At 69.9% G+C, this 23,065-nt stretch carries 18 protein-coding genes; 10 read left to right on the top strand and 8 right to left on the bottom strand.

Annotation, left to right across the window (positions count from 1 at the left end; translation table 11 throughout):
- Window positions 1–28 precede the first annotated feature (28 nt).
- The gene (locus ACQ66R_RS13880) at window positions 29–871 is read right to left on the bottom strand and encodes a hypothetical protein (protein WP_430422884.1); all 843 of its coding nucleotides are present in this window, start codon (window positions 869–871) and stop codon (window positions 29–31) included.
- The gene (locus ACQ66R_RS13875) at window positions 871–3,501 is read right to left on the bottom strand and encodes a TonB-dependent receptor (protein ID WP_430422882.1); all 2,631 of its coding nucleotides are present in this window, start codon (window positions 3,499–3,501) and stop codon (window positions 871–873) included. The genes ACQ66R_RS13880 and ACQ66R_RS13875 overlap by 1 nt, the downstream gene beginning before the upstream one ends.
- A gap of 208 nt (window positions 3,502–3,709) precedes the next feature.
- Here ACQ66R_RS13875 and ACQ66R_RS13870 point away from each other — a divergent pair, with 208 nt between their 5' ends.
- Entirely contained in the window at window positions 3,710–5,404 is a 1,695-nt protein-coding gene (locus ACQ66R_RS13870; RefSeq protein ID WP_430422880.1) for a lysine--tRNA ligase, read from the top strand.
- Between the two features lie 137 nt (window positions 5,405–5,541).
- Here ACQ66R_RS13870 and ACQ66R_RS13865 read toward each other — a convergent pair whose 3' ends face one another.
- Entirely contained in the window at window positions 5,542–7,968 is a 2,427-nt protein-coding gene (locus tag ACQ66R_RS13865; protein ID WP_430422878.1) for a zinc-dependent metalloprotease, read from the bottom strand.
- Window positions 7,969–8,171: 203 nt separating this feature from the next.
- On the opposite strand from ACQ66R_RS13865, the gene ACQ66R_RS13860 reads away from it, so the two are divergent.
- The 3 genes from ACQ66R_RS13860 (at window position 8,172) to ACQ66R_RS13850 (ending at window position 11,001) form a co-directional block, all read left to right on the top strand.
- On the top strand, window positions 8,172–8,639 hold the full coding sequence (locus ACQ66R_RS13860) for a MerR family transcriptional regulator (RefSeq protein WP_293360101.1): 468 nt from the start codon (window positions 8,172–8,174) through the stop codon (window positions 8,637–8,639).
- Window positions 8,640–8,738: 99 nt separating this feature from the next.
- Complete coding sequence (locus ACQ66R_RS13855) at window positions 8,739–10,523, top strand: acyl-CoA dehydrogenase C-terminal domain-containing protein (RefSeq protein ID WP_430422876.1); 1,785 nt, start codon at window positions 8,739–8,741, stop codon at window positions 10,521–10,523.
- A gap of 13 nt (window positions 10,524–10,536) precedes the next feature.
- Complete coding sequence (locus ACQ66R_RS13850) at window positions 10,537–11,001, top strand: OsmC family protein (RefSeq protein ID WP_430422874.1); 465 nt, start codon at window positions 10,537–10,539, stop codon at window positions 10,999–11,001.
- A 93-nt stretch (window positions 11,002–11,094) separates the two neighbouring features.
- On the opposite strand, the gene ACQ66R_RS13845 is transcribed toward ACQ66R_RS13850, so the two are convergent.
- The 3 genes from ACQ66R_RS13845 to ACQ66R_RS13835 all read right to left on the bottom strand — a co-directional run bounded on the left by ACQ66R_RS13845 (window position 11,095) and on the right by ACQ66R_RS13835 (window position 13,920).
- A complete protein-coding gene (locus ACQ66R_RS13845; RefSeq protein ID WP_430426305.1) occupies window positions 11,095–11,484 on the bottom strand; it encodes a very short patch repair endonuclease in 390 nt (129 codons plus the stop codon).
- A gap of 143 nt (window positions 11,485–11,627) precedes the next feature.
- Window positions 11,628–12,617: a cysteine synthase A gene (cysK, locus tag ACQ66R_RS13840; protein WP_430422872.1), complete on the bottom strand. Its 990-nt coding sequence runs from the start codon at window positions 12,615–12,617 to the stop codon at window positions 11,628–11,630.
- A gap of 151 nt (window positions 12,618–12,768) precedes the next feature.
- On the bottom strand, window positions 12,769–13,920 hold the full coding sequence (locus tag ACQ66R_RS13835) for a DNA cytosine methyltransferase (protein ID WP_430422870.1): 1,152 nt from the start codon (window positions 13,918–13,920) through the stop codon (window positions 12,769–12,771).
- A 48-nt stretch (window positions 13,921–13,968) separates the two neighbouring features.
- Between ACQ66R_RS13835 and ACQ66R_RS13830 the strand changes: the two genes are divergently transcribed.
- Window positions 13,969–14,448, top strand: a complete 480-nt coding sequence (locus tag ACQ66R_RS13830; RefSeq protein ID WP_430422868.1) for a COG3650 family protein — start codon at window positions 13,969–13,971, stop codon at window positions 14,446–14,448.
- Window positions 14,449–14,596: 148 nt separating this feature from the next.
- Here the strand turns inward: ACQ66R_RS13830 and ACQ66R_RS13825 are convergent, their stop codons facing one another.
- Window positions 14,597–14,995 carry a hypothetical protein gene (locus tag ACQ66R_RS13825; RefSeq protein WP_430422866.1) on the bottom strand — a complete coding sequence of 133 codons (399 nt, stop codon included), beginning with the start codon at window positions 14,993–14,995 and terminating at the stop codon, window positions 14,597–14,599.
- 140 nt (window positions 14,996–15,135) lie between these two features.
- On the opposite strand from ACQ66R_RS13825, the gene ACQ66R_RS13820 reads away from it, so the two are divergent.
- The 3 genes from ACQ66R_RS13820 to ACQ66R_RS13810 are packed head-to-tail and all read left to right on the top strand — an operon-like array spanning window position 15,136 to window position 18,751.
- Window positions 15,136–16,917, top strand: a complete 1,782-nt coding sequence (locus ACQ66R_RS13820; protein WP_430422864.1) for an N-acyl-D-amino-acid deacylase family protein — start codon at window positions 15,136–15,138, stop codon at window positions 16,915–16,917.
- Between the two features lie 26 nt (window positions 16,918–16,943).
- A complete protein-coding gene (locus tag ACQ66R_RS13815) occupies window positions 16,944–18,002 on the top strand; it encodes a TauD/TfdA family dioxygenase (protein ID WP_430422862.1) in 1,059 nt (352 codons plus the stop codon).
- Window positions 17,999–18,751 (top strand): enoyl-CoA hydratase/isomerase family protein, encoded by a 753-nt coding sequence (locus ACQ66R_RS13810; RefSeq protein WP_430422860.1) that lies wholly within the window; start codon window positions 17,999–18,001, stop codon window positions 18,749–18,751. Before ACQ66R_RS13815 ends, ACQ66R_RS13810 begins: the two co-directional genes overlap by 4 nt.
- On the opposite strand, the gene ACQ66R_RS13805 is transcribed toward ACQ66R_RS13810, so the two are convergent.
- A complete protein-coding gene (locus tag ACQ66R_RS13805; protein WP_430422858.1) occupies window positions 18,738–19,412 on the bottom strand; it encodes an NUDIX hydrolase in 675 nt (224 codons plus the stop codon). The genes ACQ66R_RS13810 and ACQ66R_RS13805 overlap by 14 nt on opposite strands.
- A gap of 88 nt (window positions 19,413–19,500) precedes the next feature.
- On the opposite strand from ACQ66R_RS13805, the gene ACQ66R_RS13800 reads away from it, so the two are divergent.
- Window positions 19,501–21,024, top strand: a complete 1,524-nt coding sequence (locus tag ACQ66R_RS13800) for an ADP-ribosylglycohydrolase family protein (protein ID WP_430422856.1) — start codon at window positions 19,501–19,503, stop codon at window positions 21,022–21,024.
- Between the two features lie 147 nt (window positions 21,025–21,171).
- Window positions 21,172–23,028, top strand: a complete 1,857-nt coding sequence (recQ, locus tag ACQ66R_RS13795; protein WP_430422854.1) for a DNA helicase RecQ — start codon at window positions 21,172–21,174, stop codon at window positions 23,026–23,028.
- Window positions 23,029–23,065 lie beyond the last annotated feature (37 nt).

Raw genomic sequence — 23,065 nt, 5'->3', positions numbered from 1 at the left:
CCGGCGCCGGCAAGCGCCGTTCGCAGGTTCATCTCTTCGGCAGGGACGGCAGGCGCAGGACCACGACCTCGCGGTTCGGCCGGCTGATCCCGTAGAGGACGCCCGGCTCGCTCCGGTCGAAGGTCACCGCCTGGCCCTCGATGGCTGCGGCGATAGTCGCCACGTGGTCCAGCTTCGACCCGCCCTTCGGCAGCTCCAGCACATAGAGTTCAGGATGGTCGTGGCCGGTGACATACAGGCGCCCGTCGGGGCCGAAGCCGCCGCCGGACGAACTCATCGGCCGGAACCGCTCGGTCACCGACAGCGGGAACGACCAACCCTGCAGGCGGCGCCACTGATCGTCGAACTGCACCAGCTGAGTGTACTGGTGGCCACGGCCCGGCTCCCCGCCCTTGCCGTCATAGTTGGCGAAGGCCGCCCACCAGACGCCGTCCTTGCGGTCCACCCAGGTCAGCGAGCCGACCTGCTGGCCCAGCGAGATGGTCCGCAGGTGGACCATCTTCGACGGATCGAAGATCTCCACCGAGCTGGTCATCGGCGTCTCGGGGAAGTTCGAGTTGGCGCAGACCAGCTCGCGGCCGATGATCTCGCACGAGTTGATGTGGGGAAAGCGGGCGCGGTCGCCGACCCACTCGGCCAGCTTGCGCCCCGTCGCCTTGTCGTACTTCGCGATCCGCGAGTTCGCGACGGCGTAGAAGTGGCGCGCGTCGACCGCCACTCCTTGCGTCGCCTCCGGCGCCTTCCAGCGCCGGACGACCTCGGCCTGCAGCATCGGAGCCGCAGCGGCCTCAGGCGCGGCCGACGGCTGGGCCGCCGCCGCGCCGGCATTGAGCACGAAGACCGCCGTCAGGAAGCCGGCCAGGCGGAGCATCAGAACGACGCCGCCAGGCCGATCCAGTAGGTGCGGCCGTAGTTCGCCCACTCCTGCAGGTTCCGCTGGTTGGGGCCCGTGACTTCCTGGCGGCCTGTGTTGGACAGGTTCTGGCCTTCGGCGAAGATCGTGAAGTTCTCGCGGACGCGCCAGCTGACCGAGGCGTCGAAGCTGTGACGGCCCTTCCAGTACTGGTCGGAGTTCGGGACGGCGTCGACGATCGTCTCCAGGAAGCCGCCGATATAGTTGTGCGAGACACGGGCCTCGAAGGGGCCGCGCTGATAGTAGACCGACTCGTTGGTGGTGATCTCGGGCTGCTGGAACAGTCCCCGCTTCCGGCGGCCGGCGCTGGTGATGTACGTCGCGTCGCTGTCGACGAGCGTGACGTTGCCGTTGAAGCCGAAGCCGTCGAAGGGCGCGGGCAGGAAGGTGAACGCCTGCTGGACGCCGAACTCCAGGCCCTTCAGCTTGACGCTCTCGACGTTGCGCGCGGTGCGCACCTGCACGGACTCGACGCCACGGCCGACGTTCAGCTGCTCGGTCGAGGTCAGCGTGAAGATCTCGTTCTTGATGTCCTTGTGGAACACGGCCAGCGAGATCAGGCCGTCCGGCGGATAGAACTCGACCGAAAGGTCGAAGCCTTCGCTCTCGCGCGGCTTCAGGTCGGGGTTGCCTCGGGTCAGGATCGCCTGGGCGCCGTCGAAGGTGACGTTTTCCGCGCCGGCCAGCTGCCCGAAATCGGGGCGGCCGATCGTGTTGGTCCAGGCGGCGCGGACGATGAGGTCGTCGCGCAGCTTCCACTGCAGGTGGGCGCTGGGCATCCAGTTGGAATAGCCGCCGTCATTGGTCACCGGCGTCAGCACGCCGGCGGCCACACGTTTCACGTTGGCGCGGATGTCCGTGTGCTCGTAGCGGACCCCGCCCAGCACGGTGAAGGGGCCGAACTCGTAGCTGGCCTGGGCATAGCCGGCCAGGACGTCTTCCTTGACCTTGTAGTCGCCGGTGGGCGCGTTGACCGCGGTGTTGAAGCGCGCACGGTTGGTGTCGAAGAAGGTCCTCGCCAGATCGGCGTCGATGCGCGGAGTCAGCAGATAGCGGTCGGCGATCAACTGGCGGGGACCTTGGCCGGCGACAGCGGCCAGGGTGTAGGGGAAGGTCGCCTGGTTGACCGTGTAGTTGGTCTGGCGAGAGATGAACTTGCGCAGGGTCGAGCGGGCCACGCCGCCGACCTTGGCCTTCAGGTTGTTGTCGCCCTGGTCCTGGTCGAAGGCGAGGTTGAACCGGCCCTGGTACGACTGCTCGTTCGTGGCCGTCAGGGCGTCCCGGTGCTGTTGCAGGTTGTAGTTGGCCGGGGTGCGGAAGGCCGCATCGTTGATCGGCCGGAACACCGGGAAGAGCGGATTCGTCGTGTCGTAATTGAACGCGTAGTTGGCGCCCTGCGCGTCCACGGTGCGGAACTCCACCGAGTGGTTCGGCACGTCCAGGGCGGCTTCCGAGACGATCAGGTCGCCGTCGGCGGTCCAGGCCGGGGCGAACAGCCAGGTGAACCCGGCGCGGCCGATATCCACTTCGCGGGTCGTGATCGGCTGGTTCAGCTGGATGACGCCGCGCCCGCGCGCGAAGGCGCCCGAGGTCGGCGTCTGGTTGGCGACGTTTCCGAGCGGCTCTATGCGGTTCTCGATGCGCTCTTCGTCGTCCTCCATCTTGGCGTAGAGGCCCGAGATCTCGGCGCGAAAGTCGTCGGTGGGGCGGTACTCGACCTTGCCGTTCACGCCCTTCCGCTGCTTGGTGTTGTTGTACCAGAACAGGCGCTGGAAGGCCGGCACCTGGATGCCGTTGCCGGTGGGGGCGCCCGAACTCACCGGCGCGCCGGCGGCGGTGTACTCGCGAACCGAGGGGTCCTGGCTCTCGACCTGCGGAATGTCGTAGTCCAGCTGTTCGAACGAAACGCCCAGCACCACGCCCCATTCGTCCTCGGCGCCGAAGGTGCGGCCGGCGGCGGCCGCGAGGCGGAACGAGGGCTTGTCATTGCGCACGTCGCCGTGGCGCTCGTAGTGGCCGTAGGAGGCCATGGCGTTGAGGAACGGGCGGCCGGCGTCGAAGGCGCTGCGGGTCGTGACGTTGACGACGCCGCCGATGGCGTTGCCGTCGTTCTCCGGCGTCACCGTCTTGATGACCTCGAGGCGGCCCGCCATCACCGAGGGGACAATATCCAGCGGCACGGTGCGGCCGCTCTCGTCGACCGAACCCACGACGGCGCCGTCGACGGTTGTGCGGTTGTAGGTGGAACGCAGGCCGCGGATGGTCGGGAAACGCGGCTCGCCCTGGTCTTCCATGATCGAGACGCCGGGGATGCGGCGCAGCGCGGCGGCGGTGTTGTGGTCCGGCAGCTTGCCGATGTCGTCGGCCGAGACGACGTCGGAGACGACGAACTCGTCCCGCTTGACCGCGATGGCGGCGCGCTGGGCTTCACGCTGTCCGGTGACCACCACTTCCTCGACCGCCGGCCCGTCCGGCGCATCGGCCTCGGCCGCGAACGCCGGCCCGGCGATGGCGGCGGCAAGAGCCAGGATGGAGGCCGACATCAGAACGTCAGGCCGTGGCAGGCGGCTCGGGTTGGGCAGCGTCATGGAGTCCCCCAGTTGGATTTGAGGGCGCGCTTAAGCAGGCTGGATGACAGGGCCGCGACGACTCCGCGAACGCCCTGTGACACTGCGGATTATTGTCCCGGAGGCCTGCCGCCGGCGCCCAACACCCGCGCAGGGGCGCCCGTCTGAGACGCGGCGACGCGGCGGATAGCACTTGAGCGCAGCGGCCATGAGCGCTAGGCCGCCCGCCATGCCCCAAGGCCCGACCCTTCAAGGACTTTCCCAACAGGCGCGCGACGCCAAGAGCTGGCCGTTCGAGCAGGCGCGCCTGCTGCTCGACCGCATCACCCGTCTGCGCCTCACCGACGCCGAGCGCGATCTGGCCGCCACGCTGTTCGCCCAGGGCAAGTTCGCCGAGGCGGTGCAGACGCTGCCCGCGCTGGCGAAGCCCGTCGTCTTCCAGTGCGGCTACGGCGCCTCGGGCCTGCCCCACCTGGGCACCTTCGGCGAGGCCACCCGGCCCACGATCGTGCGCAACGCCTTCCGCGCGCTGACCGAGGACGCGATCCCGACTCAGCTGATCGTCTTCTCCGACGACATGGACGGCCTGCGGAAGATCCCCGACAACGTGCCCAACAAGGCGATGCTGGAGGAGGACCGCGACAAGCCGGTCACGTCTGTCCGCGATCCCTTCGGCGAGTACGAGAGCTTCGGCGCCCACAACAACGCCCGCCTGCGCGCGTTCCTCGATGGCTTCGGCTTCGAGTACACGTTCATGAGCTCGACCGAGACCTACAAGTCCGGCCGCTTCGACGAGGTGCTGCTGCGCATCCTGGCGCGGTTCGACGCCGTCCAGGCGATCATGCTGCCGACCTTGGGCGAGGAACGCCGCGCCACCTATTCGCCGTTCCTGCCGATCAGCCCCAAGACCGGCCGCGTGCTGCAGGCCCCGACCGTCGGCCGGGACGTGGAGAAGGGCACGATCACCTTCCCGGACGAGGATGGCGAACTCACCGAGGTCCCGGTCACCGGCGGCCACGTGAAGCTGCAATGGCGCCCCGACTGGGCGGCCCGCTGGACGGCGCTGGAAGTCGACTTCGAGGCCTCGGGCAAGGACCTGGTGGACTCGGTCCGCGTCTCGAACCGCATCGTGAAGGCCCTAGGCGCCGAGCCGCCGGAGGCCTTCCACTTCGAACTCTTCATGGACGAGAACAACCAGAAGATCTCGAAGTCCAAGGGCAACGGCCTGACCATCGAGGAGTGGCTGCGCTACGGCGCGCCCGAGAGCCTGACCTACTACATGTACCAGTCGCCCAAGTCGGCGAAGCGGCTCTACTTCGACGTCATCCCCAAGGCGACCGACGAGTATCTCCAGCAGCTGGACGCCCTGATCCGCAAGAAGGCCGAGGGCGACAACGCCGCCCAGCTGGACAACCCGGCCTGGCACGTCCACCGGGGCCACCCGCCCGAGAAGGGCTCGCCGGTCAGCTTCTCGCTGCTCCTGAACCTGGTCTCGGCGGCCGACGCCTCGACCAAGGACCTGCTGTGGGCCTTCATCGCCCGCTACCTGCCGGGCGCGACGCCGCAGAGCGAGCCGCTGCTCGACCGCCTGGCCGGGTTCGCGATCAACTACTACGAGGACTTCGTGAAGCCCGCGAAGCGGTTCCGCGCGCCCACGGACCAGGAACGCGCCGCGATGCTGGACCTCGTCGCCAAGCTGAAAGCCCTGCCCGCGGGCGCCGATGCCGAGGCGATCCAGAACGAGGTGTTCGAGGTGGGCAAGGCCGCCGGCTTCGAACCCCTGCGCGCGTGGTTCTCGGCCCTCTACGAGGTGCTGCTGGGCCAGAGCCAGGGGCCTCGCTTCGGCAGCTTCGTCGCCATCTTCGGCGTCGACCGCACCGTGGCGCTGATCGAACGCGCGCTGGCCGGCGAGCTGGTCGCATAGCCAAAAACGTTCGTCATCCCACGGTCGCCTGAAGGGCGATCCGGGGGACCCAAACTGAGTCTAGTCTGTCTTGAGTCGGCTTGGGTCCCCCGGTTCAGCCTTCGGCTGCCCGTGGGATGATGGCTTAAAGGTGCAGCTCAGTCCTCGTCGCTTCCGATCGGCATGCCCGGAGGCGCCTCTGGGCGGCGCTTGGGCTGACCCAGCACGCGCACGAGCTCTTCCTTGTCCTGCAGCAGCGCCGCCAGAGTGAGCCGGTGCGCGCGGTCGGAGGGGTCAGCGCCGGGTTGAGCCTTCAATCGGATAGCGAGGTCGGTCAGCCGCTGGGCGATCTCGGCCTTGGCCGCGGGCGACACGTCGGGCCGACGCGCCGCCGCGGCCAGCTCCAGCGCCGTGCGGGTCTGGATGCGGCGCGCGACTTCGGCGTAGCGGCCGGTCGCCGGCGAGAAGGCCTGGGCGATCAGCTTGTCCGCCACCTCGCCCACACCGGGCTGGGCGGCGTCGCGGCGGTGCTGCTCGGTCAGCCGCGCCAGGCGCGCCGGGGCCAGCAGATTGTCCAGCACCATGCCGGCGCCGACGTCGGCGGCGTTCAGCGCGTCGAACACCGGACCGCCCGCGCCGTCGAACACCTCGATGTCGTACTGACGGTCGTTGTCGCCCGACTGGCCCGACGACATCAGCGGGATGAGCGCGTCCGGCGTGTCCAGCGCCTCGGGCGTCATCGCCGCCAGCAGGCCGGCCAGCGCGGCGCGCTGCTGCGCGGCGGGAACCACCTCGGCCTTCATCGCCGCATCGCCCTTCACCGCATAGCTGAAGTCCACGCCGCCCAGGACCTTGGCGGCCGCCTCGAGCTGGTAGCGGTGCAGCAGGTAGATCGGCACGTACTTGCGCTTCAGCGCCTGGGCCGCCTCGCCGGGCCGCAGCGCATGGGGCCCGAACCGGTCGATGGCCACGCGGCGCACGGCCAGCACCCGCGCCAGTTCGGCCACCGGGTCGGCGCCATCGTCCCAGATCGCGCCATGCGGCTGGCCCGAGCCCACGGGCCGCGCGTCGGAGTCGGCGATGTAGCGCAGGGTCGCCAGCCCGGCCTTCGCCTTGGCCGTCGGATCGCCGTCGCCGTACAGCCAGTCGACGATGAAGTTGTCCCACTTGCCCACGCCCACGCCATAGGCGTCCGAGAGGTCGATCCGGCCGTCGGTCAGCTTCACCCGCGGGGCGGGATAATCCATGACCGAGGCGCGATCCTGACTCGAGGCGGCGAAGTTGTGCGCGAAGCCCAGGGAATGGCCGACCTCGTGCGCCGAAAGCTGGCGGATGCGCGCCAGCGCCACCTGGATGGGATCGTTCGGACCGCCCTTGCCGCTCTCGTCGGCGCCGACGAGGCCCTCGAAGATCAGCATGTCCTGGCGCACTCGCAACGATCCCAGCAGCACCGAGCCCTTCACGATCTCGCCGGTGCGCGGGTCGGCCACCACCTGACCGTAGGACCAGCCCCGGGTGGCGCGGTTGACCCAGTTGATGACGTTGTAGCGGACGTCGAGGGGGTCGGCGCCCTCGGGCAGGATTTCCACCCGGTAGGCGTCCTTGAGGCCCGCCGCCTCGAACGCCTTCGCCCACCACTGGGCGCCTTCCTGCAGCGCTGTGCGGATCGGCTCGGGCGCCGCGCGGTCCACATAGAAGACGATCGGTTTCTTCACCGTCGAGACGGCGGCGGAAGGGTCAGTCTTCTCGAGGCGGAAGCGCACGGCCAGCCGCTGGACGATGTCGCGGTCGAGCGGGGCGGCGTAGTCCAGCACCACGCGGTCGAACGCGCCCGAGCGGTTGTCGAACGTCCGCGGCTGGAAGCCGGGTTCGGGCAGCTTCACCAGGCTATGGCGCACCGTGAGCGTGATCAGCTTCGGGTCGGGGGCGATGTTGCGCGTCTCCGGACCCGGCGTGTCCGAGGCATAGGTCTGCAGGGCTTCGAACTCGACGTTCTCGGGGAACACCTTTACGGCCGCAGGATCGGCCAGGGTCAGGTCCGCCACGGGCTTGTAGCCCGCCTCGCCCGCCTGCTTCAGCGCGTCGGCGATGCCGATGACGTCGCGCGCCAGGAAGCCCGACAGGTCGACCAGGAGGCGGCCGTCGGCGGTCACCTCCTCGATCTTGCCGGCCCAGACCACCGAGGTGGCGAAGGCCTCGCGCGCGGCGGTCTGCTCGGCGGCGGGCGCCCCAACGGCGCGGAACCGCGGGTTCTCGAACTCGGCCACCACCTTGCCGCCAACCCTCCGGAAGGCCAGCACCTGGGTGTCGCCCAGCCGCGCACGGTCCAGCCCCACGGGCGCCGAGCCCAGGCCGGTCTTCAGCGCCGAGACGTAGAGATAGCGTCCGGCGACGCCGTCGCGGTCGGGCGCCGGCAGCGAGACCAGGATCCGGCCCTTGGCCGCGTCCACATAGACGGGAACCAGACCTTCCTTGAGCGTCAGCCCCGCGGTGGCCGACGGCGCGGGCTTGGCCGCCATGGCTGCGACAGGCGTTATCGCCAGCAGCGCCGCCCCGGCCGCGCCGACCCACAATCTCGTCTTCACTTGACACCCCCGCGACTGCACTTGCGCGAGCCTAGAGGCGACCGGCGGCGTTCTCCAGCGCCACTGTCCTGATGCTGTCGCAATCCGGGCGGAGGCTGAAAAAAACACCCCGCCGCGTGCAGATGACGTTGGGTTACCGGCATTGACGTAAACGGAAACGGGGAGCACGTTTGTTATCAACGATAAGACAAGGAGGATGCACCATGCCCCACGACCTGCGTCGTCCGGCCCGGACCTACACGATCCGTCAGTTGTGCCTTGAGTTCAAATGCACCCCGCGCGCCCTGCGCTTCTATGAAGACAAGGGCCTGCTGAACCCCGCGCGCGACGGGATGAACCGCGTCTATTCGTATCAGGATCGCGGCCGGCTGGTGCTGATCCTGCGCGGCAAGCGCGTCGGCCTGTCGCTTTCCGAAATCGGCGAGATCCTCGACCTCTACGAGGCCGATGAGAGCGGCGCCGCCCAGGCCGCCAAGAGCCTCAAGAAGTTCCAGGAGCGCATCGTCGCACTGGAACAGCAGAAGAAGGACATCGACGACGCCATCGCCCAGCTGCAGACGGGCGTGTCGGCGATGGAAAAGCGCCTCACCGAGACGCGCCCCGACCTGTTGCCGCGCGCCGACGCCTACGACCAGGTGCTCCGTCACCGACTGGACGGAGCCGAGGCTTAGGGCGTCTGCCTTCGTCCCCTGCCCTCGGTGGGGGATGACAGCTCATCGCGAACGGCTTAGGCGAGTCTGATCGTCCTAACGCGTGACCGCGGAGCACCCATGACCTACCAGGCCCCCGTGCGGGACTACACGTTCCTGCTGCGCGACGTGCTGCAGCTCGAGCGTTACGCCAACCTGCCCGCCTTCGCCGACGCCTCGATGGACACCGTCGAGGCGATCCTGGAGGAAGCCGGCAAGTTCACCTCCGAGGTGCTGGCCCCCCTGAACACGGTCGGCGACAAGCAGGGCTGCGTCTGGAGCCCGGACCACACCGTCAAGACGCCCGACGGCTTCAAGGACGCCTACGCCAAGCTGGTCGAGGGCGGTTGGCCCGCCCTGGGCTCGGACCCCGCCTATGGCGGCCAGGGCCTGCCCCACGTCGTGAACGTGGCGTTCTCCGAGATGAGCAGCTCGGCCAACATGGCCTTCTCGATGTACCCGGGCCTGACGCACGGCTGCTACTCGGCGATCCACACGGGTGGGTCCCAGGAGCAGAAGGACCTCTACCTGCCCAAGCTGTGCTCGTTCCAGTGGGCCGGCACCATGAACCTGACCGAGCCGCATTGCGGCACCGACCTCGGCCTGTTGCGCACCAAGGCGGTCCCACAGGCGGACGGCACGTACAAGATTTCCGGCCAGAAGATCTGGATCAGCGGCGGTGAGCAGGACCTGACCGAAAACATCGTCCACCTGGTTCTGGCCCGGATCGAGGGCGCGCCGCAGGGCACCCGCGGCATCAGCCTGTTCATCGTGCCGAAGTACATCCCCGACGCCGACGGCAATCCGGGCGTCCGCAACTCGGTGAAGTGCCTGGGTCTCGAAGAGAAGATGGGCATCCACGGCAACGCCACCTGCGTGATCAGCCACGAGGAGGCCACCGGCTGGCTGATCGGCGAGGAAAACCGGGGTCTCGCCCTGATGTTCGTGATGATGAACGAAGCCCGCCTCGGCGTGGGCCTGCAGGGCATCGCCCAGGCCGAGGCCGCCTATCAGGCCGCCGCCGCGTTCGCGAAGGACCGGCTGCAGGGCCGCTCTCTTACGGGCCCCAAGAACGCCGACGGTCCGGCCGACCCGATCATCGTCCATCCCGACGTGCGCCGGATGCTGATGGACGCCCGCGCCATCGTCGAGGGCGGCCGCGCCTTCATGGCCTGGACCGCCCTGCATGGCGATCTCAGCCACGCGAGCCCCGACGAGGCCGTCCGGCAGAAGGGTCGCGACTACATGGCCCTGATGACCCCGGTGGTGAAGGCGTTCCTCACCGACCGCGGCTTCAACGTCTGCTCCGACGCCATGCAGGTGCACGGCGGCTCGGGCTTCACCGAGCATTTCCCGGCCAGCCAGTACCTGCGCGACGTGCGCATCGCGCTGATCTACGAGGGCACCAACGGGGTGCAGGCCCTGGACCTCGTCGGGCGGAAACTCGCGGCCGACGGCGGGCGCGGCGTGATGAGCTTCTTCGCCGAGCTGGACGCCTTCATCGACGCCGAGACCTCGGCCGACATGAAGCCGTTCGTGACCGGCCTGGCCACCGCGAAGGCCGAGCTGCAGGAGGCCACCATGTGGCTGATGCAGAACGGCCTGGCCAACCCCGACAACGCGGGCGCCGCCTCCACAGACTACCTGCACCTCTTCGGCCTGACGGCGCTGGCCTACATGTGGGCGCTGCAGGCCAAGGCGGCGCTGGCGCGGATCGCCGGGGGCGACACCGACAGCTTTTGCGAGACCAAGCTCACCATCGGCCGCTACTACATCGAACGCGTGCTGCCCGAGACCTCCAGCCGCCTTGCGAAGCTGAAGACCGGCTCCGATCTGCTGATGAAGCTGCCCGCCGACGCCTTCTAGAGGAGCCCTCGCCATGGCCACCTATCGCGCGACCATCGAGTGGCGCCTGAACGACGGCGAGGACTTCACGAACGGCCGTTACAGTCGTGGCCACACCGTCAGCTTCGCCGAGCACGTGGTGCCGGCGACGGCCTCGAAGCACGTGGTCGGCAAGTGGGCGGCGCCCGGCGCGGTCGATCCCGAGGAAATGCTGGTCGCCTCGCTGTCCAACTGCCACATGCTGACCTTCCTGCACGTCGCGCGCCTGAAGGGCTTCGTCATCACCCGCTACCGCGATGCGGCCGAGGGCGTGATGGAGAAGAACGCCGAGGGACGGATGGCCGTCACCCGCGTCACCCTGCGGCCGGAGATCACCTACGCCGGCAAGCGCCCCACCGACGCCGAACGTGATGCGATGCACCACGAAGCCCACGAGGAGTGCTTCATCGCCAATTCGGTGAAGACCGAGGTGGTGGTGGAAGAGGTCGTGCCGGCTTAGACCTCCTTTCCCCCACACGAAGTGGGAGGGGAGCTCCCCGAGGATCATGGCTGGACCAGCTTGCCCGCTGAGAGCCCATCGCCGCCCCTCTCCCTACCCTCTCCCCTCGGACTTCGTCTCGGGGGAGAGGAGATCTTGAAGGCGGGCTTCGAGGCCGTCCCTAAGCTCGCACTCCCAGATCACCTCGACGCGCCAGCCCAGCGCCGCCAGCGCCTCGGCGCTCCGGGCATCCCGCGCCACGTTCCGACCCACCTTGGCGACCCAGTAGTCGCGGTTCTGTTGGGGCACGCGGGAGCCTCTCGCGCAGTCGTGGCCGTGCCAGAAGCAGCCGTGGACGAAGATCGCCAGCTTGCGGCCCGGCATGACGATGTCCGGATTGCCGGGCAGGTCCTTGCGGTGGAGGCGGTAGCGGGCGCCCAGGCGGGTCAGCGCCTTGCGGACCTTCATCTCGGGCGTGGTGTCGCGGCCCTTCACCTGGCGCATGACCGCCGAGCGCTTGGCGGCGTCGAACACATCACTCCCCTCCCCCTTGCGGGGAGGGGTCGGGGGTGGGGGTGCTGGACCAGGAGACGCGGCGTCGACACCCCCTCTCCCAACCCTCTCCCCGCAAGGGGGAGAGGGCTTTGTCACAGCCCTTCGAACAGCGCGGTCGAGATGTAGCGTTCGGCGAAGCTGGGGATGATGGCGACGATGGTCTTGCCCGCCATGTCATCGCGGCTGGCCACGTCGAAGGCGGCGACCAGGGCCGCGCCCGACGAGATGCCCACCGGAATGCCCTCGTCGCGGGCGACGCGGCGGGCCATCTGCATGGCGTCGTCGGCGGCCACCTGCACCACCTCGTCGATGATGCCGCGGTCCAGGATGGAGGGCACGAAGCCCGCGCCGATGCCCTGGATCGGGTGCGGCCCGGGCGGGCCGCCCGACAGCACGGGCGAGGCGGTGGGCTCGACGGCGATCATCTTCACCGACGGCTTGCGGGCCTTGAGCACCTGGCCGATGCCGGTGATCGAGCCGCCCGTGCCCACGCCGGCGATGACGGCGTCGACCGCGCCGGCCGTGTCGTTCCAGATCTCTTCCGCCGTCGAGACCCGGTGGATCAGCGGATTGGCGACGTTGTCGAACTGCTGCGGCATCACCGCGCCTGGCGTGGCCTCGACGATCTCGGCGGCGCGGGCGACCGCGCCCGACATGCCCTTCTCGCGCGGCGTCAGCTCCAGCTTGGCGCCCAGGATCGCCAGCATCTTGCGGCGCTCGATCGACATGCTCTCGGGCATGACCAGGATGCACTTGTAGCCCTTGGCCGCGCAGACGAAGGCCAGCGCGATGCCGGTGTTGCCCGACGTGGGCTCGACGACGGTGCCGCCTTCCTTCAGCAGGCCCTTGGCCTCAAGGTACTCGACCATCGCCACGCCGATCCGGTCCTTGACCGAGGCCAGCGGATTGAAGAACTCGAGCTTGGCCAGCACCTCGCCCTTGGGCTTCAGCGCCTGGGTCAGGTGCGGCAGGCGCACCAGCGGCGTGTCGCCGATCAGGTCCAGCACGGAGTCGAAGATCTTGCCCCGGCCCGAGCGGCGGTAGCGCTCGGCGTCGTAGGTCTTGTCGGGGGTGGCGTCCATGGTCGTGGTCCCAGGTCTGGATCAGGCCCCAGACCCTAAGCCTTCCCACGACGATTGGAAGCGGTCAGCCCTTGCGACGCTTATAGATTTCCTCGGCCAAGGTGAGGGAGTGCAGGCCAGAACTCAGAGGCCGGGGAGGATCGTCACTCCCTCACCCGGCTCGCCTGACGGCGAGCTGTCCCTCCCCATCAAGGGAGGGAAGGCGCCCACCTAGAAGCGGCTCCAGCAGCTCCTGCGCCAGCCAGCGCACGACCGGGACCGCGACGCCGTCGCCAGCTACGTGCAGGGCGCCCGTCGTGGTCTTCGGCAGGACATAGCTGTCGGGGAGGCCCATCAGGCGGGCGGCCTCGCGCGGGCTTATCAGGCGCGAGCGGACGCGGCCGTTCTCGACGATCACGATCGACTGGCGCGACGAGCCCCCACGCGGCGTGCGCAGGCAGCCGGCCAGACCGTCGAAGCGCACCTCGGCCCGCTGGACCGTGCGGCCATCCTCCGGCCGGCTGCGGCGGAAGACGGCGCCCACGGACCGGCCGCTGCGGCTCTCGACCCGCGCGCGGTGCAGCGGCCCCATCAGGTCCAGCAGGCGCGCCGTCTGGGCCGGCGTGTGCCAGGCCACGGCGTCGTCGGGCTCCAGCACCGCGGCCAGGTGGGTGTTGCGCGCGGGCGGCGCGGCGAGACGCCACCAGACCCAGTGCTGGGCCACCTCGGGCGGCAGGCCGGCATGCGCCGCCTTCACCGCGCGGGTGTGGAACTGACTGTCGCCGGTGAGGCCGGCGGGGACGTCGCGGGCGGCGATGACGAAGACCCGCGGCCGGCTCTGCGGCAACACGGTCGCCGCGTCGATCTCGAGCGCGCCGAACCGGTAGCCGCGGGCGCTGAGCGCGGCCCCCAGGGCGGCGAAGTCGGCGCCGCCGTGGCTGGTGAGCAGGCCCACCACGTTCTCGACCACGATCAGCCGGGGTGAGCGGCCGGCGTCGTCCAGCGCCTCCATCAACCGCCAGAAGCCGAAGAACGCCGACGAGCGACCGCCCTTCAGACCCGCCCGTCCGCCGGCGAGACTGAAATCCTGGCAGGGGCTGGAGGCCCAGGCCAGATCGGCGCGGCCGGGCAGATCTTCGGCCGACAGCGCCCAGACGTCGCCCTGGCGGAAGTGCGCCTCGGCGTCGGAAAAGTTGGCGCGATAGGCGGCCGCCTTGGTGGCGTCGAAATCGTTGGCGAAACCGCAGGACCAGCCGTCGCCGAGACCCAGGCGGGCCATGCCGCCCCCGGCGAAGAACTCGTAGAAGGTGAGCGACGCTGCCACGTCGCGACGCTAGCCTGATTTGCCGCCGATCCAGTGCAGGAAGACCCGATGTCGCGTATCGCCCTTCTGTCCGCCAGCGCCCTCGCGCTCCTGGCCCTGGCCGCCTGCCAGCCGCAGGACCCCGAGGGCCATCCCGCCGCCCCGCCCGCGGATGCGCCGGCCGCGAGCGCGGCCGCCACGCCCGCGGCGTCCTCGGGCGGCATGGACATCGGCCAGCCGATCACCGCGCGCGGGACCGAACCCTTCTGGGCCGTCGAGATCACCGATGGCGTAAAGTTCCGTCTGACCCGCCCCGATCAGCCCGACCTGCTGGCCGAGGCGCCGGGCGCGGCGATCTCGCCCGGCGGCGCGACCTGGGTCGCCAAGAGCCCCAAGGGCGAACAGCTGACCATCAGCCTGAAGATGGCGGCCTGCTCGGACGGGATGAGCGACCTCAAGTACCCGATGAGCGCGCAGGTCGTGCTGCCGAACCAGGTCCTGACGGGCTGCGCCGCGAAGACCGCCGAACTGCCTCGCGAGGGGAGTTAAGGCTCAGCGCGCCGCAGGCCGCTGTCTTGTTGAACCACGAACCACACGAACCACACGAACGCGCCTGCGCTTTCGAGGCCTTGCGAGCAGCGGACTCCGTTCGTGTGGTTCGCGTGGTTCGTGGTCAATCTTGTCGGCGCTGAGAGACCTAGGCGAAGTCGAAGAATTCACCGCCGAACCGACGGCCGACGAGAGCGGCTTCGTTGAGGTCGAAGGCCAGTTCATCGGAGATCAGGACGAAGTCGAACGGGGCGGGATCGAAGCCCGGATCGCTGAAGCTCTCCGCCGGATCGGAGCCGCCTTCGACAGGAGCCGGATCGACGGGGTCGGTCGCGGTAGGAACGGTGGCCGTGACCTCCGGGGCCGGCGGCTCTTCGGTCAGCGGGTCGACCGGATCGACCGAGGCAGGATCGGCGACGACTGAGCCATCCAGGCCCGGGTCGGTCGCGAGCAGGGTGTCTTCGGCCGCGACGAAGGCGTCGTAGTCCGCCAGCAGGGCGGCCAGTTCGCTCTCGAGGCTGATCGTCAGGTCCATTGCGACGAACATGGGGTGCTCCAAGGCCAAGCTTTCGCCCGCCAGAAGCCGCCTCGACGGTTAAGCCTGCTGGAAACGTCAGGGTTAATTTCATTCACGGACGTTGCGGCAGCGCGCTACTCTCCCGGAAAACACGGTACGGGAGACGCTCCATGGAGAAGGCCCCTAACAAAGAGAAGGCCTGGGACCTCGTGATCCGGGGCGGAACCGTGATCGACGGCACAGGCGCACAGGCCTTCGACGCCGATGTGGCGGTCAAGGACGGCGTCATCGCCGCGGTGGGCAGGATCGCCGGATCGGGCGTCGAGGAGATCGACGCGCGGGGCCAGATGGTCACCCCGGGCTTCGTCGACATCCACACCCACTACGACGGCCAGGCGACCTGGGACGGACGCATGCAGCCCTCGTCGTGGCATGGCGTGACCACTGTGGTGATGGGCAACTGCGGCGTCGGCTTCGCGCCCTGCCGCCCCGAGGATCACGACCGGCTGATCCAGCTGATGGAAGGCGTAGAGGACATCCCCTTCCCCGTGCTGTCCGAAGGCCTGCCGTGGAACTGGGAAAGCTATCCAGAGTACCTCGACGCGCTGGCCGCGCGGCGCTTCGACGTCGACATCGGCAGCCAGCTGCCCCACGCGGCGCTGCGCGTCTACGTCATGGGCCAGCGCGGGGTCGACCGCGAGCCGGCGACCGAGGCCGACATCCACGCCATGGCCGCCATCGCCAAGCGCTCGATGGAGGCCGGCGCCCTGGGCTTCGGCACCTCGCGCACGCTGAACCACCGCAGTTCCGACGGCTCGCCGATCGCCACCCTGACCGCCGGCGAGGACGAGCTGACCGGCATCGCCCTGGGCATGGCCGCCGCCAACAACGGGGCGGGTAGGGGCGTCCTGCAGGTGGTCTCCGACTTCAACGACCCGGCCGAAGAGTTCGCCATGCTGCGCCGCGTGGTCGAGCGCTCGGGCCGGCCGCTGTCGTTCTCGCTGCTGCAGAGCCCGCGCGACCCGACCCAGTGGCAGGACATGCTGCGCTACATGAGCGACGCCAAGGCCGCGGGGCTGCAGATGCGGGCCCAGGTGGCGACCCGGCCGGTGGGCGTTTTGTTCGGGCTGGAGCTGACGGCCAATCCGTTCAGCACCTACCCGGCCTATCGCGAGATCGCCAAGCTGCCGCTCAGCGAGCGGGTCGCCCGCCTGCGCGACCCGGACTTCCGCGCCACCCTGCTGGCCCAGGAGCCCGACAGCGGCCGCGCGCCCGGCCTGTCGCCGGCCCGGGCCTGGGACCGCATCTATCCGATGGGCCTGGAAAGCCCGGACTACGAGATCACGCAGGACCGCTCGATCGCCGCCATCGCCGCCGGCCGCGCGGTCGATCCCCGGGCGGTCGCCCTGGACCACATGCTGGACGGCGGGGCCGGAGACGGGCGCGGGATCCTCTACCTGCCGCTGCTGAACTATGCGGACGGCAACCTGGATCACGTTCACACCATGCTAGGCCACGACTGCGTGGTGCCCGGCCTGTCGGACGGCGGGGCGCATGTGGGCATGATCTGCGACGGGTCGTTCCCCACCACCAACATCGTCCACTGGACCCGCGACCGCACCCGTGGCCCCAGGCTCAGCCTGGAGCGGATGATCAAGGGCCAGTGCCGCGACACCGCCGAGACGGTCGGCCTGTTCGACCGCGGCCTGGTGCAGGCCGGCTATCGCGCCGATCTCAATGTCATCGACTACGACCGGCTGACCCTGATGGCGCCGCAGGTGGCCTATGACCTGCCCACCGGCGGGCGCCGGCTGATCCAGCGGGCCCAGGGCTACACCGCCACCATCGTCGCGGGCCAGACCACCTATCGCGACGGCGCGCCCACCGACGCCCTGCCCGGACGGCTGCTGCGCGGGGCGCAGAGCGCGCCGCAGCGGATGGCGGCGGAGTAGCGGAAGACGAACAGGAGAACGCGGCCATGAACGCGGTCACGCCGGACTTTGTCCCCGAGGTGCTGGAAACGGCCTGCGAATGGACGGCGGCCGAGGTCGCCGACCCCGCACGCTGGACCGAACGCCTGTCGCCGGCCGAGGTGGCCGAGCTGGAGGCCGCGGTCGCCCACGCCCAGGGCGTCTCGGAGAACTTCCTGGCGATCGGGAAGGCGCAGTTTCCGCTACCGACGCTCGGGCCTCGCCTGAAGCAGATCGAGCGCGAGCTGATCGACGGCCGCGGCTTCGTGCTGCTGCGCGGCCTGCCCCGCGAGCGCTGGACCAACGACCAGATGAGCCTGGCCTATTGGGGCGTCGGCATGCACTTGGGCAGGCCGTGGCCACAGAACGCCAAGGGCCACCTGCTGGGCGACGTCACCGACCACGGAAAGGCGCCGGGCGATCCCACCAGCCGCGGCAACGAGATCGGGCTGGTCGGCCTCGACTTCCACTGCGATGGCAGCGACCTCGTCGGCCTGATGTGCCTGCAGACCGGCGTCTCGGGCGGGCAGTCGGCGGTCTGCAACTCCGTTGCCCTGCATAACCGCCTGGTCCGCGAACGGCCCGACCTGGCCGCCGAGCTCTACAAGCCGCAGCCGTTCGACTATCGCGGCGAACAGGCGCCCGGGAAGCCGGGCTGGTACCTGATGCCGGTGTTCAACCGCCTGGGAGGCCGGCTCTTCACCCGCCTGATCCGGCCCTACATCCTGGCGAGCCAGCGCCACGCCGACGCCCCGCGCCTGACCGACAAGGCCATCGAGGCGCTGGCCTGGATGCAGGACATGGCCGAGGGCGGCGAGTATTCGGTGATCATGGACTTCCAGCCCGGCGACATGCAGTTCATCAACAACTTCCACGTCCTGCATGGCCGCACGTCCTACGAGGACGACCGCGCCGCGGGGAAAGTCCGCCACCTGAAGCGCCTGTGGCTCGAGACCGAGGTGCTGGCCGAACGCCCGGCGCAGTTCGTCAACCGCATGGGCACGCACTGGGCCAGCAAGCTCACCATCAGCCGCATGGACGCCCCCGGAGAGGCCAAGACCCAATGACCCTCGTCACCCGCTCGGACCGCAACGGCGCCGCGACCCTGACGCTCAACCGGCCCGACAAGCTGAACGCGCTGAACGTCGATCTCTTCAAGGAGCTGGACGCGCACACCCGCAAGCTCGCGACCGAGACCGAGACGGTGGGCCTGGTGATCGTGCGCGGCGCGGGCCGCTGTTTCTCGGCCGGCCATGACCTTTCGGACATCGCCGCGGGCGAGAAGCTGCCCGAGCCGTTCTTCCAGTCGCGGGTGATCGAGCGGCTGGCCGACCTGCCGCAGCCGGTGATCAGCGCGGTGCACGGCCACTGCTACACCGGCGCGCTCGAGCTGGCGTTGGCCGGCGACATCGTCTTTGCCGCGGAGGGCGCACGCTTCGCCGACACCCACGCCAAGTGGGCGCTGACCCCGGTCTGGGGCCTGTCGCAGCGGCTGCCGCGCCGGGTCGGGACCTATCGGGCGCGCGAGATGATGTTCACCTGTCGCACCGTGATGGGGCCGGAAGCCGCCCACCTGGGCCTGGCCGACTTCTGCGTGCCGGACGCCGAGTTCGACGCCAAGCTGGAGGCCCTGGCCGACCAGATCCTGGCCAACTCCTGGTTCAGCCACCGCGCCAACAAGCGCCTGGTTCGCGAGACCGACGGCCTCCCGATCGGCGCCGGACTCAGCCACGAGATCTACCGCGGCGAGGGCCGCGGCCCCGACATGGCCGACCGCATCGCCGGCTTTCAGAGCAAGGCCGTCAAGCAGGCGTGAGGGCGTCGGGCTCGTGCTGGGGTTGGGTCGGCTCGTAGAGCCGAGCCGGCCGGTGCGCGCCGTGGACGAAGTCGTCTGTTTCTCGCACGCACTCCAGGCTGGCCACCATCTTGCGGAAATTGCGCTTCTCGGCCTCCTCGCCGATCACCGCTTCATAGGCGCCCTGCAGCTGGCTGAGAGTGAAGCGGGGCGGCAAGAGCGCGAACAGGGGCGAGATCTGTCGCGCCCGTGAGCCCAGCGCCTCCAGCGCCCGGCGCAGGATCATGGCGTGATCGAAGGCCAGCTCCGGCAGTCCGTCGATCGGGAACCACCGCGCCTGGGCCGCGTCGGTGTCGGCCGCGATCCGCAGCTCGTCCGAGGCCAGGAGCGCCAGATAGGCCACCGAGATCACCCGCTCGCGCGGATCGCGCCCCGGCGCGCTGAAGTTGCCGAAGTGGACCAGCAGGTCGGCGTCGACGCTGGTCTCCTCCATCAGTTCGCGCCGCGCGCAGGCGTCCAGTTCCTCGTCGGGTTGCAGGAACCCCCCCGGCAGCGCCCAGGCGCCCCGGAACGGCTCGGCCGCCCGCTCGATCAGGAGAACGTTCAGAGCGCCGCGGCGTAGGGTGAACACCGCGATGTCGGTCGCCACGGCGGGGTGCGGATATTCGTACGTGAAGGGCATGTTCGTGTATTGACGACACTAAGTCGCCCCTGCTAAGTGTTAATTCGACACTAAGTTAGTTCCCCCCTGTGTCAACGAGGGTTTCGCCATGGGGCTCGCTTGCGCGCCTGTTCCGTTCCGCATCGACGTGATCGCCCACGGCCGTGGCGCGATCGGGGTCGCCGCGTGCCCGGGCGCCGGAGCCACGACGCTGGCGCAGGACCTGGCGGCGATCACCGCGTTCCGCCCGGACGCGGTCGTCACGCTGTTGTCAGCGCACGAGCTTAAGACCCTCGGGCGATCCGATCTTTCCGACCTCCTGCCGGGCCTGGCGCCGCAATGGCATCACGTCCCCCTGCGCGCATCTGGCGCGCCAGATGCGCGGTTCGAGCGCCTCTGGACCTACACAGGGCATCGGCTGCGGGCGCTCCTTCGTCGTGGTGGCATGGTGCTGATCCACTGCGACGACGGGAGCGCCCGCGCCCGATGGGCTGCGGCCCGCCTGCTGACCGAACTGGGCGTCGCGCCCGGCGAGGCGGTGGCGAAGGCCCGTCTGCGACCGCTGGCGACCCCACCGCCGGTGATCCCGCGACGGCCCATGGCCGACCATCACGTGGCCAGCCGCATTCTGGGCGGCCTGTTCGCCGGCGCCGTGGGCGACGCCCTGGGCTACCAGGTCGAGTTCAAGACCCGGGCCGCGATCCAGAAGCAGTATGGGGAGACCGGCCTGACCCAACCGAAGGGTCGGCTGGTCGCCAGCGACGATACCCAGATGACTCTCTTCACCGCCGACGGCCTGATGACCGCCCTGACGGGCGAGGGTTCGAAGCGATCCGAGCAGGTCCTGGCGCGCATCCGCTACGCCTATCTCGCCTGGTTCCGCACCCAGCGTGACGACTGGACGCCCAACGCCACCGGACTCAGCCAGCACCGCGAGCTGTGGGCCGTGCGCGCGCCCGGCAGCACCTGCCTGGCCGCCCTGCACGCCGGCGCCCGCGGCACGATCGCCAAGCCGATCAACGACTCCAAAGGCAGTGGCGCGGTGATGCGGGTGGCCCCCTTGGGCTTGGTCCCGTCCATCGACGCCGACGAAGCGTTCCGCCTGGCCCATGCCGCCGCCGCGCTGACTCACGGCCATCCGTCCGGCCGCCTGTCCGCGGCGGCCTTCGCCAGCCTGCTGCGCGACCTGCTGGACGAAATCCCGATGCCCACGGCGCTGGCCCGGATGGAGACCCGGCTCGAAGCCGCGCCCGGGTCCGAGGAAACGCTGACGGCCGTGCGCCTGGCTCGCGGTCTCGCCGACGCCGGCGCCCCGCCGCTGGCCGCGCTCGCGTCACTCGGCGAGGGCTGGGTGGGCGAGGAGGCGCTGGCCATCGGCGTTTACGCCGTGCTCCGCGGCCGGAGCCTGGAAGAGACCATCCGCATCGCCGCCATCCACGACGGCGACAGCGACACCACCGCCTCGATCGCGGCCCAGCTCTGGGGCGTGATCCACGGGCTCGACAGCGTCCCGCACGAATGGGTCCGACAGCTGGACGTCGTCGAGCCCGTCTGCGATGTGGCCGGCCGCATGGTCGCCCACGCCGCGGACAGGGCCATCAAGCTCCCCGCGCCGCGCCTCACGCCGGCCTAGAGCCGGCGCGGAACACCGGTCTCAAGCTCCGCACAGCGCTCCAGGGCTGCGAAAAGCCAGGTCCTCAACAGGAACCTCGCGTCGCCCGCGGATCAAATCCGGAACGCCGGGTGGACGCCAAGCGCCGACCCACGGCATAAGGGCCGGATGCTTCCCGCCGCACTCGCCGAGGCCGAGCTCTCGCCCCTGGACGCCGCGCGCGAGATCCTGCGGCGCACGTTCGGGCACGCCGAGTTCCGGGGCCTGCAGGCCGACGTGATCGAAGAAGTCCTGGCCGGACGCAACGCGCTCGCCGTGCTGCCCACCGGCGGCGGCAAGAGCCTCTGCTACCAGATCCCGAGCCTGGTTCGGCCCGGCCTGGGTCTCGTCGTCTCGCCGCTCATCGCGCTGATGACCGACCAGGTGGCCGGGCTCGTGCAGTCCGGCGTGGCGGCGGCGCGGCTGGACTCCAATATCGAGCCCGAGGCCAAGGCCGAGACCTGGCGGCGGATCGAAGCGGGCGAGCTCGACATCCTCTATGTCTCGCCCGAAGGGCTGATGCAGCCCTGGATGCTGGACCGCCTCGGCCGGACGCCTCTGGCGCTGATCGCCATCGACGAGGCCCACTGTGTGAGCCAGTGGGGCCACGACTTCCGGCCCGAGTATCGGATGCTGGGCCGGCTGGCGGAGCTGTTCCCCCGTGTTCCGCGTCTGGCCGTCACGGCGACCGCCGACGCCCGGACCCGCGACGACATCCGCGCCGAGTTGCGGCTGACCGACTCCGCCGAGTTCGTGGCCAGCTTCGCCCGTCCTGAGCTGATCCTGTCGGCCGAGCGCAAGCGCGGCAGCGCGGAGAAGCGGGTCGTCGAGCTGGTGACCGCACGGCCCGACCGATCGGGGGTCGTCTACGCCGGCTCGCGCGACAAGACCGAGAAGCTGGCCGAGGCGCTGCGAGGCGCCGGCGTGCCCGCGGTCGCCTATCATGCCGGCCTCGACAAGCGGCTGCGCGAGACGCGGCTGGAGGAGTTCCTCGAGGCCGACCATGCGGTGATGGTGGCGACCATCGCCTTCGGCATGGGCGTGGACAAGCCGGACGTCCGCTTCGTGATCCACGCCGATCCGCCGGGGTCCATCGAGGCCTACTGGCAGGAGATCGGCCGCGCCGGGCGCGACGGGGAGCCGGCCGAAGGCATCACCCTCTATGGCGCCGCCGACATGGCCTGGGCGCTGAAGCGCGTGGCCGAGCGCGACATGGACGAGGCGGCCAAGCAGGTCCAGGCCCGCAAGGTCCGCCAGCTCTACACCCTGCTGGACGGCGCGGGCTGTCGCGCCGCCACCGTGCGTCGCTACTTCGGCGAGGAGGGCGTCGAGGCCTGCGGCCAGTGCGACCTCTGCCTCGGGACCGTCGAGACCACCGACGCCACCCAGGCGGCCCAGAAGGCGCTGTCGGCGGTCCACCGGCTGGGCGGCCGCTTCGGTCGGGGCCGCGTGGTCGACCACCTGCTGGGCAAGACCAAGGACGTCAGCGAGTGGGAGTCGTCGCTGTCCACCTGGGGCATCGGGCCCGAGCTGTCGGCGACCCAGTGGCGCGACCTCACCGAGCAGCTGTTGTTCGAGGGGCTGCTCCGGGAGGATCCCAACGACGGGCGCCCGCTGGTCGGCCTGGGCGACGCGGAAGCCGTGCGGGCGGTCTTCCGGGGCGAGCGCGCCGTGACCATGCGCAAGCATCCCGAGGGCGCGGAGGCCGCCCGCTCCACCCGCGGGCGCGGCAAGCGCAGCAAGGAGGCCATGGCGGTCAGCGAGACCGACCGGCCGCTGTTCGAAGCTCTGCGGTCCTGGCGCGCCGCGGCGGCCAAGGCCCAGCACGTGCCGCCCTATGTGATCTTCCACGACCGCACCCTGGCCGAGATCGCCGTGGTGAAGCCGGGCACCCGGGCCATGCTGGCCAGCCTGAACGGCGTCGGCGAAGCAAAGCTCGCCCACTACGGCGAGGCGGTTCTGGAAGTGGTGGGCGGCTTCGCCTGACGAAAAGGGCCGCGCAGATCACTCGGCGCGGCCCCGT

Source organism: Phenylobacterium sp., assembly GCF_965284355.1.
Lineage (GTDB): Bacteria > Pseudomonadota > Alphaproteobacteria > Caulobacterales > Caulobacteraceae > Phenylobacterium.
Note: the sequence above shows the minus strand (reverse complement) of the source record. Positions and strands in the feature narration are given on the sequence as shown.